We start from the raw sequence: 15502 nt of genomic DNA on the forward strand, positions 1-15502 counted from the left end.
CTGCGATGGTGAGCCTGCCGGCGGGGCGCCGGGCGCGAGTGCGAGTGCCCGCCACGAGCGCGAACCTGGGGCCCGGCTTCGACTGCATGGGTCTCGCGGTGGACCTGGTCGACGAGCTGTCTGCCGAGGTGTTGGAGGAGGGCGTCGAGGTGCAGGTCACCGGCGAGGGCGCCGATCAGGTACCGCGGGACGGCTCGCACCTCGTGGTGCGTGTGCTCACCGAATCCCTTGCGGAGCTGGGCTCTTGGCTGCCGGGTGTGCGCCTGGATGCGCACAACGTCATCCCACACAGCCGCGGCCTGGGTTCCTCGGCAGCCGCCATCGTGGCCGGGCTCGCCCTGGCCTGGGGGTTGGCCCGGCCGGGTGAGCCGCTGGACCTGGACTGGGCCTGTCGGGTGAGCACCCGGTACGAGGGTCACCCGGACAATGCCTGTGCGGCCGTGCTGGGCGGCATCGTGTTGGCCTGGCCCGGCGTCGGGGACGACGTCGAGGTGGTCCGCCTCGAGGCGGCACCGGGGCTCCGGGCCATCGCCTGGGTGCCCGGATTCGAGGTCCGCACCGCGGGAGCGCGACAGGTCCTGCCCGTCGACGTGCCGCGGGTGGATGCGCTGGCCCAGGCCATCAGTTCAGCCCTCCTGGTGCACGCCCTCACCAAGGATCCGTCGAAACTCCTGGACGGTACGCGGGACAGGCTCCACCAGCCCTATCGTGCTCCGCTGATGCAGCCCTCGGCGGACCTGATGGCTGAGCTGCGCTCGCAGGGGATTGCGGCCTTCATCTCCGGGGCCGGGCCCACGGTGTTGGCGATGGGCACCCCGGACCAGTTGGCGGCCGCCGAGGACGTCCGGGCGGACGGGTTCACGCGGCATGACCTGTCCCTGGGGCGCGGCGTCGAGATCTTGCGGGGCTGAAGGCCTCCGGAACCGTGCCGCGGGGTAATTGCGGGCTGGCGAGGGCGGGATGCTACGCTCTTCTGCAGGATGAGGACCGCATCGCGGAATCGTCCGCACCTCACAGGTCAGGTGCCATCTCGACCCAGGTTCTGGGCCGGAGAACCACTGGAGAACAACCCCGTCAGTCTCGTCGGGTCCCTTCCCTTGCTCATCAGCGTGGTCCTTCCCCTCTTGCCATTCGAGACGTGAACCATGTCCGCCAGCGCGGCGACGCGGTCCCGACCTGAATCGACATCGGGCGATGCCCGGCAAGCACTGTGCTGCCACCACCATCCCGCGCCCGGTTCGCGAAAGGAATCCAGTGACTGACAATGTGACCGAGCCTTCTGCCGGCACCGGGCTGTCCGCGAAGAAGCTGCCCGAACTCAAGGCCATGGCCTCCTCCATGGGCATCAAGACGACCGGCCTCAAGAAGGCCGACCTGATCAGCGCGATCGCCGGAGGCGGCCAGCCGCGCTCTGAGGCGCCCGATCGCACTCGTCGCGCCAGCCGTCCGGCGGGGGCACCCGAGGGCAGTGAGTCGAAGACCGAGCGGCCCGTGGTGGCGTCCCAGCCGAGAAATGAATCCCAGCCGAATGCGGAGCAGTCGCCGGCCGGACAGGACGAGCGTGCGGGGGAGCAGCCGGAGCAGCGTCGTCGCGGTCGCCGGCGCGCCGAGCAGCCGGAGGGCGTTCAGCCGCAGGTCTCGAACACCCAGCGGGAGCAGGAGGCTCCCCAGGGGGAACCCGATGTCAGCGCCGAGGTCGGTGCGCGTCTGGCCGAGCTGAGCAACCAGAGCGGACGCCAGCGTCGTCGCCGTGGCGGCAATGCCGACGGCGAGGCCCAGAACGCCGGACAGCAGAGCCAGGACAATGACGCCAGCACAAGCGGTGGCAACAACAATGCCGGCGGCAATGGTGGCGGTCAGGGCAACAACCAGAGCAGTAACCAGAACAACCAGCAGAACAGCAACCAGGGCAACGGCGGGGGCAACAAGCAGAGCAACCGCGAGAACAACCGCGACAACAACCGCGACAACAACCGCGACAACAACCGGGACTTCGACGACGACAACGGCGGCCGGCGCGGGCGTCGGCGTCGCCAGCGGGACCGGGGCAACCGTCGTCAGCGGGGCGGGAACCAGGCCATCGACCGCTACGAGGCCGAGCCGGTCATCAGTGAGGACGACGTCCTGCTGAACATCGGCGGCATCCTCGACGTGCTCGACAGCTACGCCTTCGTCCGTACCTCCGGCTACCTGCCCGGCAGCAATGACGCCTATGTCTCCCTCTCGATGGTGCGCAAGTACGGCCTGCGTCGCGGCGACGTTGTCACCGGTGCGATCCGTCAGCAGCGTGAGGGGGAGCGCAAGGAGAAGTTCAACCCGCTGGTTCGTCTGGACACCATCAATGGTGCCGACCCGGAGCAGATGAAGGTCCGCCCCGAGTTCCAGAAGCTCACCCCGCTCTACCCGCAGGAACGCCTGCGCCTGGAGACGACCCCCACCAACATGACCGGCCGCATCATCGACCTGGTCAGCCCCATCGGCAAGGGCCAGCGTGGCCTGATCGTCTCGCCGCCCAAGGCTGGCAAGACGATGATCATGCAGAACATTGCGAACGCGATTGCCGAGAACAATCCCGAGGTCCACCTGATGGTGGTCCTGGTGGACGAGCGTCCCGAGGAGGTCACCGACTTCCAGCGCACCGTCGCCGGCGAGGTGATCGCCTCGACCTTCGACCGCCCGGCCGACGACCACACCACGATCAGTGAGTTGGCCATCGAGCGCGCCAAGCGCCTGGTGGAGCTCGGGCATGACGTGGTCGTGCTGCTGGACGGCATCACCCGTCTGGGGCGTGCCTACAACCTGGCCGCTCCGGCGTCGGGGCGCATCCTGTCCGGCGGTGTCGACTCGGCCGCCCTGTACCCGCCGAAGAAGTTCTTCGGTGCCGCGCGCAACATCGAGGACGGCGGCTCGCTGACCATCCTCGCGACTGCCCTGATCGAGACCGGCTCCAAGATGGACGAGGTCATCTTCGAGGAGTTCAAGGGCACCGGCAACATGGAGCTGCGGCTCAAGCGCAACCTGGCGGACAAGCGCATCTTCCCGGCCATCGACGTGGATGCCTCCGGCACGCGTCGCGAGGAGCTGCTCCTGGGCCGCGAGGAACTGGCGATCATCTGGAAGCTGCGTCGGGTGCTGTCCGGCATGGACGACCAGCAGGCCCTGGAGATGCTGCTCAAGCAGATGCGCAAGTCCCAGAGCAATCCAGAATTCCTGGTCCAGATCTCGAAGACCACGCCGGCGGAGTGATCCGGATGGCCAGACCCACCCGGGAACAATCCGGGTGGGTTTGGTGTTGGACACTCCGCACGGCATAATTGACCGTCGGTGCCGGTTCACGTCCACAATCCATGTCAGGACGACCCGGTGCATCCATCATCAAGGAGACATGACCATGAAGCAGGGTATTCACCCCGATTACGTGGAGACCACGGTGACTTGCACCTGTGGCAACACGTTCACCACCAAGAGCACCAACAAGTCCGGCTCGCTGAGCGCCGACGTGTGTGCGGCCTGCCACCCGTTCTACACGGGCAAGCAGAAGATCCTCGACACCGGTGGCCGCGTGGCCCGCTTCGAGCGTCGTTACGCCAAGAAGTAACTACTCCGACGAGCGCTGGGCGGCAGGGAAACCTGCCCCCGGCGCTCGTTCTTTTTGTCCAGCCACGGGGTGCCAGCCCACACCCCACGATGCCCGCCCCGCCCCACGATGCCCGAGCCTGTCGAGGGCCAGGAGACGCCATGTTCGAGAATGCCGATCCACTGCGCGCCGAGTTCGCCGATCTGGAGCACCAGATGGCAGATCCGGCGCTGCACGTTGACATGGCGCGCTCGCGGCGGGTCGGGCGACGGTATGCGGAGCTGACCCCCATCATCAAGGCGCTCGCCGAGTACGAGCAGGTGGCCGAGGATCTCCAGGCAGCCCTCGAACTGGCCGACGAGGATCCTTCCTTCGCTGCAGAGGCCCAAGAGCTCACCGTGCGGCGCGAGGGGGTCACGGAGCGGCTCAACCGCCTGCTGGCCCCGAGGGATCCACACGACAGCCTGGATGCCCTGCTGGAGATCAAGTCCGGCGAGGGCGGCGAGGAGTCGGCCCTCTTCGCCGGTGACCTGTTGCGGATGTACTCGCGCTACGCCGAGAGTCAAGGCTGGAAGGTGGAGCTCCTCGACGAGCAGACCACTGACCTGGGTGGCTACAAGAGTGTCACTGTCGCGGTGAAGGCAGGGGCCGGCGCCGCCCAGACCCCCTTCGGTGCCTTGAAGTTCGAGGGTGGTGTGCACCGGGTCCAGCGGGTGCCGGTCACCGAGAGCCAGGGCCGGATCCACACCTCTGCCGCGGGGGTGCTGGTGATGCCCGATGTGGAGGACGACGACGAGGTCAGGATCGATGACGAAGACCTGCGCATCGACGTCTACCGCTCCTCGGGCAAGGGCGGGCAGGGCGTGAACACCACGGACTCCGCGGTGCGGATCACCCACCTTCCCACCGGCGTCGTGGTGACCTGCCAGAACGAGCGTTCGCAGCTGCAGAACAAGGAACAGGCCATGCGGATCCTGCGCTCCCGCCTGGTGGCCTTGGCCGATGAGCAGGCCGCACAGGATGCCTCCGCGGCGCGCGCCTCGCAGGTGCGCACAGTGGACCGCAGCGAGCGGATCCGCACCTACAACTATCCGGAGAACCGGATAGCCGACCACCGGATCGGCTTCAAGGCGCACAATCTCGACGCAGTCCTCGACGGGGACCTGGGCCCGCTGGTGGAGGCCCTGCAGGCGGCAGACCTCGCGGAGCGCCTCGAGCAGGTGGGGGAGTGAGCCGCCCGGCCGGCCAGGTCATGCGGGAGGGCAGCGCGCGTCTCGCGGAGGCAGGCACGGCCTCGCCGATGGCCGAGGCGCGCACCCTGCTCAGCCATGTCCTGCATCGTGAGCCTCGTGACCTGGTCCTGGCCACCGTCGACGACGACCAGGCCGCCGCCTTCTCCGCGCTGTTGGACTCCCGTGTCGCCGGCATTCCGGTGCAGCACCTGACGGGGGAGGCCTGGTTTCGCACGGTGCGGCTGGAGGTCGGCCCCGGAGTCTTCGTTCCGCGTCCCGAGACCGAGGTGATGGTGGGCTGGGGTCTGCAGCGGATCGCAGCCGTGGAGGCTCCGGTTGTCGCGGAGCTGTGTGCCGGGTCCGGCGCCATCAGCCGGGCCATCGCCGCAGAGCACCCGGGGGCCCGGCAGTTCGCCATCGAGCTGGATCCGGCGGCCCACCAGTGGGCCTCCCGGAACCTGGCCGACACGGACGTGCAGCTGGTGCTGGGCGACATGGCGGACGCCTTCCCGGAACTGGACGGCGGCGTGGACCTCGTGATCGCCAACCCGCCCTACATTCCCCTGGAGGCGTGGGAGTCGGTCGCGCCCGACGTGCGTGACCATGACCCGGCTCTGGCCCTGTGGTCCGGGGATGACGGACTGGACGCCACTCGCGTGGTGGCGGCCGTGGCAAGGCGGCTGCTGCGGCCGGGAGGTTGGGTGTGCAGCGAGCACGCGGAGGTGCAGGAGCACTCTGCGCCGGAGGTCTTCGTCCGTGAGGGGGACTTCGACCAGGTGCGTGACCAGCCTGACCTGGCGGGACGCCCACGGTTCGTGACCGCTCGGCGTCGCTGAGCCGGCTTCGTCGGCGTCGACGCCCATGCGTGGCAGGATGTACGGGTGAGTGAGCTGGACCAGACCCCCGACGAGCCGACGACGTCCCCCGATGAGCCCCAGTGGGCACGTTTCGATGCCATGGCACAAACCTCCGAGGCCCTCGCGGCGGCCCAAGCCGCCATCGCGGAGGGGCGATGCATCGTGCTCCCGACGGACACGGTCTACGGCATCGGTGCGAATGCCTTCTCCGCAGAGGCGGTGCAGGGCCTGTTGGATGCCAAGCACCGCGGCCGGGACATGCCGCCCCCCGTGCTCGTGGCGGAGACCGGAATGCTCGAGGCCCTGGCCGATGAGCTGCCCTCGCACGCGATCCGTCTCGCCGAGGCCTTCTGGCCCGGGGCCCTGACGCTGATCGTGCCGGCACAGAAGCACCTGCGGATGGACCTGGGCGAGACCAGGGGAACCATTGCGGTGCGTGTCCCTGACCACGACTTCACCCGGGACCTGCTGCGCCGCACCGGCCCGCTGGCCGTCAGCTCGGCCAATGTCTCGGGGCAGGAGGCCAGCACGGACATCGACGAGGCCCTGCGGCAGCTGGGGGACAGCGTCGCCGTCTACCTCGATGCGGGAGCCACGGCGGGCCCCACTCCGTCGACGATCATCAACTTCGTCAGCGAGCCGCTGGGACGCATCGTACGGATGGGCGCGTTGGGCATCGACCAGCTGCGTGAGGTGGACCCCTTCCTGGTCTGGGAGGACGAGCCCAGCGCCGAGCCGAAACCTGACCTGGCTCCCGACGCCGAGGATGAGGCCCCGGCCAGCTGATGCGCGAGTACTCGCTGGTCCTGCTCACGGCATTCGCGACCACCTATCTCTTGGCGGGACTGTGCCGTCGGCTTGCCCTGCGGGTGGGCGCCGTCGCCAAGGTGCGCGAGCGTGACGTCCACGCCATCCCCATTCCCTACTTCGGTGGACTGGCGATGCTGGGCGGTGTGGCCGCGGCCCTCTTGCTCGCGGCGCAGTTGCCCTTCCTGGGGCGCCATGCGGTGGTCTCCCACGACGCGTCGGCGATCCTGGTGGCCGGGGCGGTGATCTGTGCCGTCGGTGTGCTCGACGACATGTTGGACCTGCCGGCCATGGTCAAGGCCGCGGGGCAGGTGCTCAGCGCCGGGATCGTCGTTCTCAACGGGGTGCGGATGTTCTGGATCGCCCTGCCGAACCGGATCATCGTGCTGGACACCGCCAGCTCGATCCTGATCACGGTCATCTTCATCTTCCTGTGTGTGAATGCCATCAACTTCGTCGACGGACTGGACGGTCTGGCCAGTGGCGTGGTGGCGATCGGCAGCCTGGCCTTCTTCAGCTACACCTACCTGCTGGCGCACGAGCAGGACCTGGTGCTGGCGACCACCTCGAGTCTCGTGACGGTGGCCATCGGGGGAGTGTGCCTGGGATTCCTGCCGCACAACTTCTTCCCGGCGCGGATGTTCATGGGGGACTCCGGGGCCATGCTGCTGGGGCTGTTGATGGCGGCCTCGACGATCTCATTGACCGGGCAGATCGACTCGGCGGCCCTGTCTGCCAGTGGCGGAGGACTGTTGCCCAGCTACCTGCCGATCGTCCTGCCGCTGGCCATCATGGCCCTGCCCTTCCTGGACCTGGTCCTGGCCTATACGCGTCGCACGATGGCCGGCACATGGTGGTTCGTGGCGGACAAGCAGCACCTGCACCACCGGCTCCTGCAGCGCGGCCACTCCCAGGTGCGCGCCTGCCTGCTGATGTACCTGTGGACTGGGCTGATCAGTTTCGGTGCGGTCCTGATCGGCACCACGGGCCGGTGGTGGGTGGCGGTGGTCGTGTTGTGTCTGGCAGTGCTTGCGGCCTGGTTGACCTGGTACCCGTCGCTTCGTCGCGGGCGGTGAAGCCGGATGCGTGCCATGGACCGGAAAGTATTTCGACATCAAGAGATCGATTGTGCTAGGTTTCACAAGCACCCCGAGAAGGATCTCGGGCGAGGTTCCGGAAGACGGGAAACAGCAGCGGATGAGCGCCATGTCAGTGCCTGATCAGCGGGTTGCGCTGTGGCACATGCCGCACCTGGCTGCCTCCTTCCGCATGATGGGCGGAGCCTTGTTGGCTTCCCTGGTCGCACTGCTCCCGGTGGGTACCTTCGGCTGGTTCAATGCCGGGCCGAATGGTCTCGTGTCGGGACTTCTTGGTGCAGTCACCGTGATCGCCTTCCTGGGTGGGGGAACGCCCATCCAGTTGGCGGCAATGGGGCAGGGCTCCCACCAGGCCGTCGGTCTGGTCCTGGTCGGCTATGTCTCACGGGTGGCGATGCTGGGTCTGGTGCTCGGCGCCCTGGGCCCTGGCAGAAGCCATTGGAATCCGGACGTGAACTCGGCCGTGGTAGGCATTGTCCTCACCTCGTTGGCCTGGATTGCGGGTCTGGTCATCACCCATTCGCGTACTCGTATCCCGGTCTTCGACACCGAATACCGGGCACCGGCACGGGACGGTGATTGAGATGGTAACCGCTGCCCAGACTGATATAGTCCAGCACGAGATGGACGAGCAGCCGCAGCCCCGAGAATCACACCATCGAGCCCCGAAGAAGGGACCGAATGGGGACGAGGGCATGGTTGCGCTCAGCTACGTGCTGTCCGGAATGATCTTCTACGGCGGCCTCGGGTGGCTCGGTGCCCGTTACCTCCACCACGGCTGGATGCTGCCCGCCGGACTGCTGGTTGGTCTGGGCGCGAGCATGTACCTCATCATCAAGCGCTACGGAAAGTCGGACGTGAACATGAACTCCCGGGGAGTTGACCAGTGATGCTGCACCTGATGACCACACTCCCGCTCAAGCTGGTTCCCATGGAGGGCGACGGAGGCTACAAGGCGCCCGGCGTCGAGGACTTCCAGTTCCACGGCAACTGGGGCCATGAATGGCTCACGAAGCCGACGCTGCAGGCCATCCTCGCCGCCCTCGTGGTGATCGGATTCTGGCTGTGGGCCTCGCACGGACTCAAGGTGCGTCCCACCAAGAAGCAGGTGGTGATGGAGCGGATCTACGAGTTCGTCCGCAATGGCATTGCCCGCGACACGCTGGGTCATGACTACCGCAAGTTCCTGCCCTACCTGCTGGCACTGTTCAGCTTCATCCTGATCAACAACTGGTACGGCCAGATGTTCTTCACGATGTTCCCGACCTTCTCAAACATCGGCTACGCCTACGGCCTCGCGCTGGTCACGTGGCTTGTCTACGTGGGTGCTGGCATCGCCAAGCACGGCCTGGGTGGCTACCTGAAGCACTCGCTGATGCCCGAGGGCGTCCCGTGGTGGATCATGCCGCTGATCATCCCGCTGGAATTCCTGTCGAACTTCATCACCCGCCCGCTGACCCTGTCGATGCGACTGTTCGCCAACATGTTCGCCGGTCACCTGGTCATCATGCTCTTCGTGGTGGGAGGCGCCTTCCTGGCCACCTACCCGGACAACCTGTTCTTCAATGTCTCCGGCGCGCTGTCCCTGGTCTTCAGCTTCGCGCTGTTCGCCCTGGAGCTCTTCGTCGGCGCCCTGCAGGCCTACGTGTTCACTGTGCTGACAGCACAGTATGTGTCGTCCTCCATCGCGGACGAACACTGACCCCCTAGCTTTCTTCGCCCGAAGAAAAACCCGAAAGGAACCACAATGCTGTCCCTCATGGAAATCAGTGGCTCGATCAACGTCATCGGCTACGCCCTCGCCACCCTCGGCCCGGCTCTTGGTGTTGCCTGGATCTTCGCCTCCGTGATCAACGGCACGGCTCGTCAGCCCGAGGCCCGTAGCGCCATGTTCAGCACCGCCATGATCGGCTTCGCCGTGGTCGAGGCCCTCGCGCTGTTCGGCTTCGCCCTCGCCTTCGCCGTCAAGTAATGAGTCCTCTGATGGTGCCCATCATGTGGGTGCCGCTGGAGTCTGCCCTGGGCCCGCTGTGGCCGCATCACCCGTCCGAGGCGATCGTCGGCGTCGTGCTGATCCTGATCATCACGGCGGTCTTCGCCAAGAAGGTGGTTCCCGCCTTCGAGACGATGTATGCGGAGCGCAGCGAGGCGATCCAGGGCGGTCTGGAGCGCGCCGAGCGTGCCCAGGCCGAGGCGGAGGCTGCTCGCCAGCAGTACGACGCCCAGCTCGCCGCGGCACGTGACGAGGCGGCAGGCATCCGTGAGGAGGCCAAGAACCAGGGTGCGCAGATCCTCGCGGAGATGCGTGACCAGGCCACGGCCGAGTCCAATCGGATCGTCGAGACCGCCCAGACCAAGATCGCCGCTGAGCGCCAGCAGGCGATGCAGAGCCTTATCAGCGAGGTCGGTGGCCTTGCCACTGCGCTGGCCGGACGCATCGTCGGCGAGTCGCTCACCGACGACCAGCGCGCCCGCGCAACTGTCGACCGCTTCCTGGCCGATCTCGAGAGCCAGCCCGTCCGTTCCGGGGGGCAGCAGGCATGACCTTGACTGCAACCGAACAGGCCCGGCGCACGGATCTGGACAAGGCTCTTGGTGATCAGTCCTTCGACGGCGTCACGCCGGGGGAGTTGTTCGCAGTCGTCGACGTGCTCGACTCCCAGTCGGCACTGAAGCGGGCCCTGACCGACCCGGCCACCCCGGCCGAGGCGCGCGCGCAGATGGCCGAGCGGTTGCTCGAGGGCAAGGTGGGCGGCCAGACGATCTGGATCGTCAAGCAGGCCGTCGCGCAGCGCTGGAAGTCCGGGCGCGGCCTGGCTGACGCACTCGAGCGTCAGGCCGTGCGCGGCCAGCTGCGCCAGGCCCAGGATGCGGGCTGTCTCGACGAGGTCACCGAACAGCTGTTCGGCTTCCTCAAGACCGTCACCTCGACGCCGGAACTGCGGGAGGCCCTGGCTGACCGCAGCAAGCCGCTGACCGCGCGTCAGCAGCTGGTGCACCGGCTCCTCGAGGGCAAGGCCCACGGCTGGACCGAGGCCTTGGCCGCGCGAGCCGCGGCCGGTCGCGAACGCACCTTCGAGCTGACCCTCGAGAAGGTCCTCGAGGAGGCCGCCGAGGTCCGCAACCGCAATGTCGCCCACGTGACGGTCGCCCGTCCCATGGACGACGACCAGGTCAACCGTCTGCGTTCTGCACTGGCGCGGATCCATGGCCGGGAGGTTGACCTCCAGCTCACGATCGACCCGTCGGTGATCGGAGGTGTCCGCGTCGAACTCGGCAACGACATCATCGAGGGCACGATGGCTGATCGTCTCGACCAGGTGCAGCGCCAGCTGTCCTGACGGACGGCTCGGGACCAACCCACAATCCAGCGCTCCCTCGCGGGTGCGCACATCGAAAGAGTAGGGACGCAATGGCGGAACTGACGATTCGTCCGGACGAGATCCGCGACGCACTGGACAACTTCGTCCAGAACTACACCCCCGCGGCGGCCGAGCGCGAAGAGGTCGGCACCGTGGTCACCTCGGGCGACGGCATCGCCCGCGTCGAGGGCCTGCCCTCCGTGATGGCCAATGAGCTGCTGAAGTTCGAGAACGGCACCACCGGTATCGCCCTCAACCTCGACACCCGTGAGATCGGCGTCGTCGTGCTCGGCAATTCGGAGGGCATCGAGGAAGGCTCCAAGGTGCGTGGCACCGGCGAGGTCCTGTCGATCCCCGTGGGCGAGGGTTACCTCGGCCGCACCGTCGACGCGATGGGCAACCCGATCGACGGCCTGGGCGAGATCGCCAACCCTGAGGGCCGTCGTGCCCTGGAGCTGCAGGCCGCCGGCGTGATGGACCGCCAGGAGGTCCGCGAGCCCCTGCAGACCGGCCTGAAGGCCATCGACGCGATGATCCCGATCGGCCGTGGCCAGCGCCAGCTGATCATCGGCGACCGCAAGACGGGCAAGACTGCCATTGCGATCGACGCGATCATCAACCAGAAGGAGAACTGGAAGTCCGGAGACCCGAAGAAGCAGGTCCGCTGCATCTACGTCGCCGTCGGCCAGAAGGGCTCGACGATCGCCGAGGTGCGTGGCACTCTGGAGGCCGCCGGTGCGCTGGAGTACACCACCATCGTGCACGCTCCCGCCTCCGACGCCGCCGGCTTCAAGTACATCGCCCCCTACGCCGGTTCGGCCATCGGCCAGCACTGGATGTACCAGGGCAAGCATGTCCTGATCATCTTCGACGACCTGACCAAGCAGGCCGAGGCCTACCGCGCGATGTCGCTTCTGCTGCGTCGTCCCCCGGGCCGCGAGGCCTACCCCGGCGACGTCTTCTACCTCCACAGCCGTCTGCTGGAGCGTTGCGCCAAGCTCTCCGACGAGCTGGGCGGCGGTTCGATGACCGGTCTTCCGATCATCGAGACCAAGGCGAACGACGTCTCGGCCTACATCCCGACCAACGTGATTTCGATCACCGACGGCCAGATCTTCCTGCAGTCTGACCTGTTCAACGCCAACCAGCGTCCCGCCGTGGACGTCGGCATCTCGGTCTCCCGAGTTGGTGGCGCTGCCCAGATCAAGGCGATGAAGTCGGTTGCCGGCACGCTGAAGATCAACCTTGCGCAGTACCGCGACATGCAGGCCTTCGCGATGTTCGCGTCGGACCTCGACGAGACCTCGCGTCGCCAGCTGGCTCGTGGTGCTCGTCTGACCGAGCTGCTGCGCCAGAAGAACAACCAGCCCTATGCGGTGGAGGACCAGGTCATCAGCGTCTGGGCCGGCATCAAGGGCCTGTTCGACGAGGTTCCGGTCGAGGACGTGCTGCGCTTCGAGCAGGAGCTGCTGGAGCACCTGCGTCTCAACACTCCCATCCTGAAGACGATCGTCGAGACGCAGAAGTTCGACGACGACACCGCCAAGGCGGCCGAGGACGAGATCGTGAAGTTCAAGAAGGGCTTCCGCACCTCTGACGGCAAGCTGCTCGGCCAGGATGCTGCATCGGGCGAGGCGAAGGACGTCTCGAACGAGCAGATCGTCGTGAAGCGGAGCTGAACGCATGCCGGCAAGCCTGAGGGAACTGCGACAGCGCAAGACGTCTGTCGCCACGACCCAGAAGATCACCAAGGCCATGGAGCTCATTGCGGCCTCTCGCATCGTGAAGGCAGACCGCGCCGCGCGTGCGGCCCTGCCCTACACGAGTGTGCTGAACCGCGCTGTAGCCACCGTGGCCAACCACACCGACATCGAGCACCCGCTGACCCAGGAGCCCAAGGAGCGTCGACGCGCTGCGGTGGTCCTCTTCACTTCGGACCGAGGGCTTGCCGGCGGCTACTCCACCAATGCGATCAAGTCCGCGCTGCAGCTGAAGCAGAAGCTGGAGTCGGAGGGTCTCGAGGTGGACATGTATGTCAGCGGCCGCAAGGGCGCCGACTTCCTGGGCTTCCGTGAGATCCCCGTCGCGCAGGACTGGCAGGGGTACACGGACGCGCCGACCTATGAGGATGCCTCGAAGATCAGCGATGCCGTGCTGGAGACCTTCCTCAAGCCCTACGAGGAGGGCGGCGCCGACGAGGTCTACGCCGTCTACACCCGGATGGTCTCGATGCTCGTGCAGGAGCCCCGCGTGCGTCGCGTCCTGCCGATCGAGGTCGTCGAGGAAGGCCCGGACACCGAGAAGGCGGACAGCGGCGACGAGCTGCTGGAGTACACCTTCGAGCCCGACGCCGAAACCGTCCTCGACCAGCTGCTCGGGCTCTACGTCCGCAACCGCATCTGGTTCTACCTGCTGGAATCCGCAGCCTCCGAGCTGGCGAGCCGGCAGAAGGCCATGAAGTCTGCAACGGACAATGCGCAGCAATTGATCAACAGCCTCACGACCGAGATCAACCAGGCACGTCAGGCCCAGATCACCCAGGAAATCACCGAAATCGTCGGCGGCGCCTCCGCGCTGACCGAGGCCTCCGCGGCCGAGTGAACAAGGAAGAGCGAAAATGACTGACACCCTTGTCAATCCCACCACCGAGCAGCGCGCCGGTGGCACCGGCCGCGTTGCCCGGGTCATCGGCCCCGTCGTGGACGTCGAGTTCCCGGCGGACGCCATGCCGGACATCATGAATGCCCTGACCGTCACCGTCGATGACATCGACACCGACAGCAATGGCCAGGCCCGCAAGCGCAGCTTCACCCTCGAGGTGGCCCTGCACGTCGGCGACAACATCGTGCGCGCCATCTCGCTGAAGCCCACCGACGGCCTGCGTCGTGGTGACCTGGTGACCGACACCGGCGCCCCCATCAGCGTGCCCGTCGGCGATGTCACCAAGGGCCGCGTCTGGAACGTGACCGGCGACTGCCTGAACCAGGACCTCAAGGCCGAGGGCGTCGAGATCAGCGAGCGCTGGCCCATCCACCGCGATGCGCCAAAGTTCGACGAGCTCGAGAGCAAGACCGAGATGCTGCACACCGGCATCAAGGTCCTCGACCTGCTGACCCCGTACGTGCAGGGCGGCAAGATCGGCCTGTTCGGCGGCGCCGGCGTCGGCAAGACGGTTCTGATCCAGGAAATGATCTACCGCATCGCCCACAACTTCGGTGGCACCTCGGTCTTCGCCGGTGTCGGCGAGCGTACGCGTGAGGGCAATGACCTCATCATGGAGATGGACGAGGCCGGCGTTCTGAAGGACACCGCCCTGGTCTTCGGCCAGATGGATGAGCCGCCGGGCACGCGTCTTCGCGTGGCCCTGTCGGCCCTGACGATGGCGGAGTACTTCCGCGACGTGCAGAACCAGGACGTGCTGCTCTTCATCGACAACATCTTCCGCTTCACCCAGGCTGGCTCCGAGGTCTCGACCCTGCTGGGTCGCATGCCCTCCGCCGTGGGCTACCAGCCCAACCTTGCTGACGAGATGGGCCAGCTGCAGGAGCGCATCACCTCGGTTCGTGGTCACTCGATCACGTCGATGCAGGCCATCTACGTGCCCGCCGATGACTACACGGACCCGGCTCCGGCGACGACCTTCGCGCACCTCGATGCCACCACGGAGCTCAGCCGTGACATTGCCTCGCGTGGTCTGTACCCGGCCGTGGATCCGCTGACGTCGACCTCGCGTATCCTCGACCCGCAGTACGTCGGTCAGGACCACTACGACACCGCGGTGCGTGTGAAGCAGATCCTGCAGCGCAACAAGGAACTCCAGGACATCATCGCCATCCTCGGCGTCGATGAGCTGAGCGAGGAGGACAAGATCATTGTCAACCGCGCCCGTCGCATCCAGCAGTTCCTGAGCCAGAACACCTACATGGCCACCAAGTTCACCGGTGTCGAGGGCTCGACCGTCGACATCAAGGAGACCGTCGAGTCCTTCAAGATGATCTGCAATGGCGATGTGGACCACATCCCCGAGCAGGCCTTCTTCAATGTGGGTGGCATGGAAGACGTCGAGCGCCAGTGGCACGACCTGAAGAACGGCAAGTGAGCATGGCAGATCCCATGAACGTGGAGGTCGTCGCCGCGGACCGCAAGGTCTGGGAGGGCACCGCCACCAATGTGATCGTGCGCACCACGGAGGGCGACATCGGCATCCTCCCGGGTCACGAGCCGATGCTCGCGGCCCTGGTGCCCTGTGCCGCGGAGATCGTCACCGGCGAAGGCCGTCGGAAGATCGTCGCCCTGGAAGGCGGCTTCCTCTCGGTGGCGCAGAACAAGGTGAGTCTGGTCTCCCAGAAGGCCTCACTGTCCGACGAGATATCCACCGAAGAGGCCCAGGCCGAGGTGGATCGTCTGACGGAGGTCCTCGATGACGGTGACGCCACGGACGAGGAGCTCCACCGTCTCCACCTCGCCCAGGCGCAGCTGAAGGCTGCCGCCAAGATGAAGGGCAAGCAGGGCTGATCTCACCGGATCATCCACGAGGGGCTCGACCATGAAGGTCGGGCCCCTCGTTGCG

17 protein-coding genes are annotated in these 15502 nt (G+C 66.6%); all 17 read left to right on the forward strand.

Features of this window, described 5'->3' with window-relative positions; genetic code table 11:
• Window positions 1-5 precede the first annotated feature (5 nt).
• Window positions 6-911, forward strand: coding sequence for a homoserine kinase (gene thrB / locus EDD41_RS00565; RefSeq protein WP_123576719.1), 906 nt, complete (start codon window positions 6-8; stop codon window positions 909-911).
• 343 nt (window positions 912-1254) lie between these two features.
• On the forward strand, window positions 1255-3246 hold the full coding sequence (gene rho / locus EDD41_RS00570) for a transcription termination factor Rho (RefSeq protein WP_281273071.1): 1992 nt from the start codon (window positions 1255-1257) through the stop codon (window positions 3244-3246).
• A gap of 145 nt (window positions 3247-3391) precedes the next feature.
• Complete coding sequence (gene rpmE / locus EDD41_RS00575; RefSeq protein WP_094764776.1) at window positions 3392-3598, forward strand: 50S ribosomal protein L31; 207 nt, start codon at window positions 3392-3394, stop codon at window positions 3596-3598.
• Between the two features lie 140 nt (window positions 3599-3738).
• Window positions 3739-4809 (forward strand): peptide chain release factor 1, encoded by a 1071-nt coding sequence (gene prfA, locus EDD41_RS00580; RefSeq protein WP_123574571.1) that lies wholly within the window; start codon window positions 3739-3741, stop codon window positions 4807-4809.
• Complete coding sequence (gene prmC / locus EDD41_RS00585; RefSeq protein ID WP_245995477.1) at window positions 4806-5645, forward strand: peptide chain release factor N(5)-glutamine methyltransferase; 840 nt, start codon at window positions 4806-4808, stop codon at window positions 5643-5645. The genes prfA and prmC overlap by 4 nt, the downstream gene beginning before the upstream one ends.
• Window positions 5646-5690: 45 nt before the next feature.
• Window positions 5691-6452: an L-threonylcarbamoyladenylate synthase gene (locus tag EDD41_RS00590; RefSeq protein ID WP_245995478.1), complete on the forward strand. Its 762-nt coding sequence runs from the start codon at window positions 5691-5693 to the stop codon at window positions 6450-6452.
• Entirely contained in the window at window positions 6452-7549 is a 1098-nt protein-coding gene (locus EDD41_RS00595; protein WP_094764707.1) for an MraY family glycosyltransferase, read from the forward strand. Before EDD41_RS00590 ends, EDD41_RS00595 begins: the two co-directional genes overlap by 1 nt.
• A 130-nt stretch (window positions 7550-7679) precedes the next feature.
• Window positions 7680-8153 carry a hypothetical protein gene (locus EDD41_RS00600; protein WP_094764706.1) on the forward strand — a complete coding sequence of 158 codons (474 nt, stop codon included), beginning with the start codon at window positions 7680-7682 and terminating at the stop codon, window positions 8151-8153.
• Window positions 8154-8265: 112 nt separating this feature from the next.
• Window positions 8266-8460 carry a hypothetical protein gene (locus EDD41_RS00605; protein ID WP_094764773.1) on the forward strand — a complete coding sequence of 65 codons (195 nt, stop codon included), beginning with the start codon at window positions 8266-8268 and terminating at the stop codon, window positions 8458-8460.
• 41 nt (window positions 8461-8501) lie between these two features.
• Entirely contained in the window at window positions 8502-9272 is a 771-nt protein-coding gene (atpB, locus tag EDD41_RS00610; protein ID WP_245995698.1) for a F0F1 ATP synthase subunit A, read from the forward strand.
• 57 nt (window positions 9273-9329) lie between these two features.
• A complete protein-coding gene (locus EDD41_RS00615; protein WP_094764771.1) occupies window positions 9330-9542 on the forward strand; it encodes an ATP synthase F0 subunit C in 213 nt (70 codons plus the stop codon).
• 11 nt (window positions 9543-9553) lie between these two features.
• Window positions 9554-10114 carry a F0F1 ATP synthase subunit B gene (locus EDD41_RS00620; protein ID WP_094764705.1) on the forward strand — a complete coding sequence of 187 codons (561 nt, stop codon included), beginning with the start codon at window positions 9554-9556 and terminating at the stop codon, window positions 10112-10114.
• Window positions 10111-10911: a F0F1 ATP synthase subunit delta gene (locus EDD41_RS00625; protein WP_123574626.1), complete on the forward strand. Its 801-nt coding sequence runs from the start codon at window positions 10111-10113 to the stop codon at window positions 10909-10911. Before EDD41_RS00620 ends, EDD41_RS00625 begins: the two co-directional genes overlap by 4 nt.
• A gap of 71 nt (window positions 10912-10982) precedes the next feature.
• Window positions 10983-12611 carry a F0F1 ATP synthase subunit alpha gene (gene atpA, locus EDD41_RS00630; RefSeq protein ID WP_094764703.1) on the forward strand — a complete coding sequence of 543 codons (1629 nt, stop codon included), beginning with the start codon at window positions 10983-10985 and terminating at the stop codon, window positions 12609-12611.
• 4 nt (window positions 12612-12615) lie between these two features.
• Window positions 12616-13533, forward strand: coding sequence for a F0F1 ATP synthase subunit gamma (locus tag EDD41_RS00635; protein WP_094764702.1), 918 nt, complete (start codon window positions 12616-12618; stop codon window positions 13531-13533).
• A gap of 16 nt (window positions 13534-13549) precedes the next feature.
• Complete coding sequence (gene atpD / locus EDD41_RS00640; protein ID WP_094764701.1) at window positions 13550-15031, forward strand: F0F1 ATP synthase subunit beta; 1482 nt, start codon at window positions 13550-13552, stop codon at window positions 15029-15031.
• A 2-nt stretch (window positions 15032-15033) separates the two neighbouring features.
• Window positions 15034-15447: a F0F1 ATP synthase subunit epsilon gene (locus EDD41_RS00645; RefSeq protein ID WP_123576739.1), complete on the forward strand. Its 414-nt coding sequence runs from the start codon at window positions 15034-15036 to the stop codon at window positions 15445-15447.
• The last annotated feature ends 55 nt before the right edge of the window (window positions 15448-15502 follow it).

The sequence above is a fragment of the Luteococcus japonicus genome (assembly GCF_003752415.1).
Lineage (GTDB): Bacteria > Actinomycetota > Actinomycetes > Propionibacteriales > Propionibacteriaceae > Luteococcus > Luteococcus japonicus.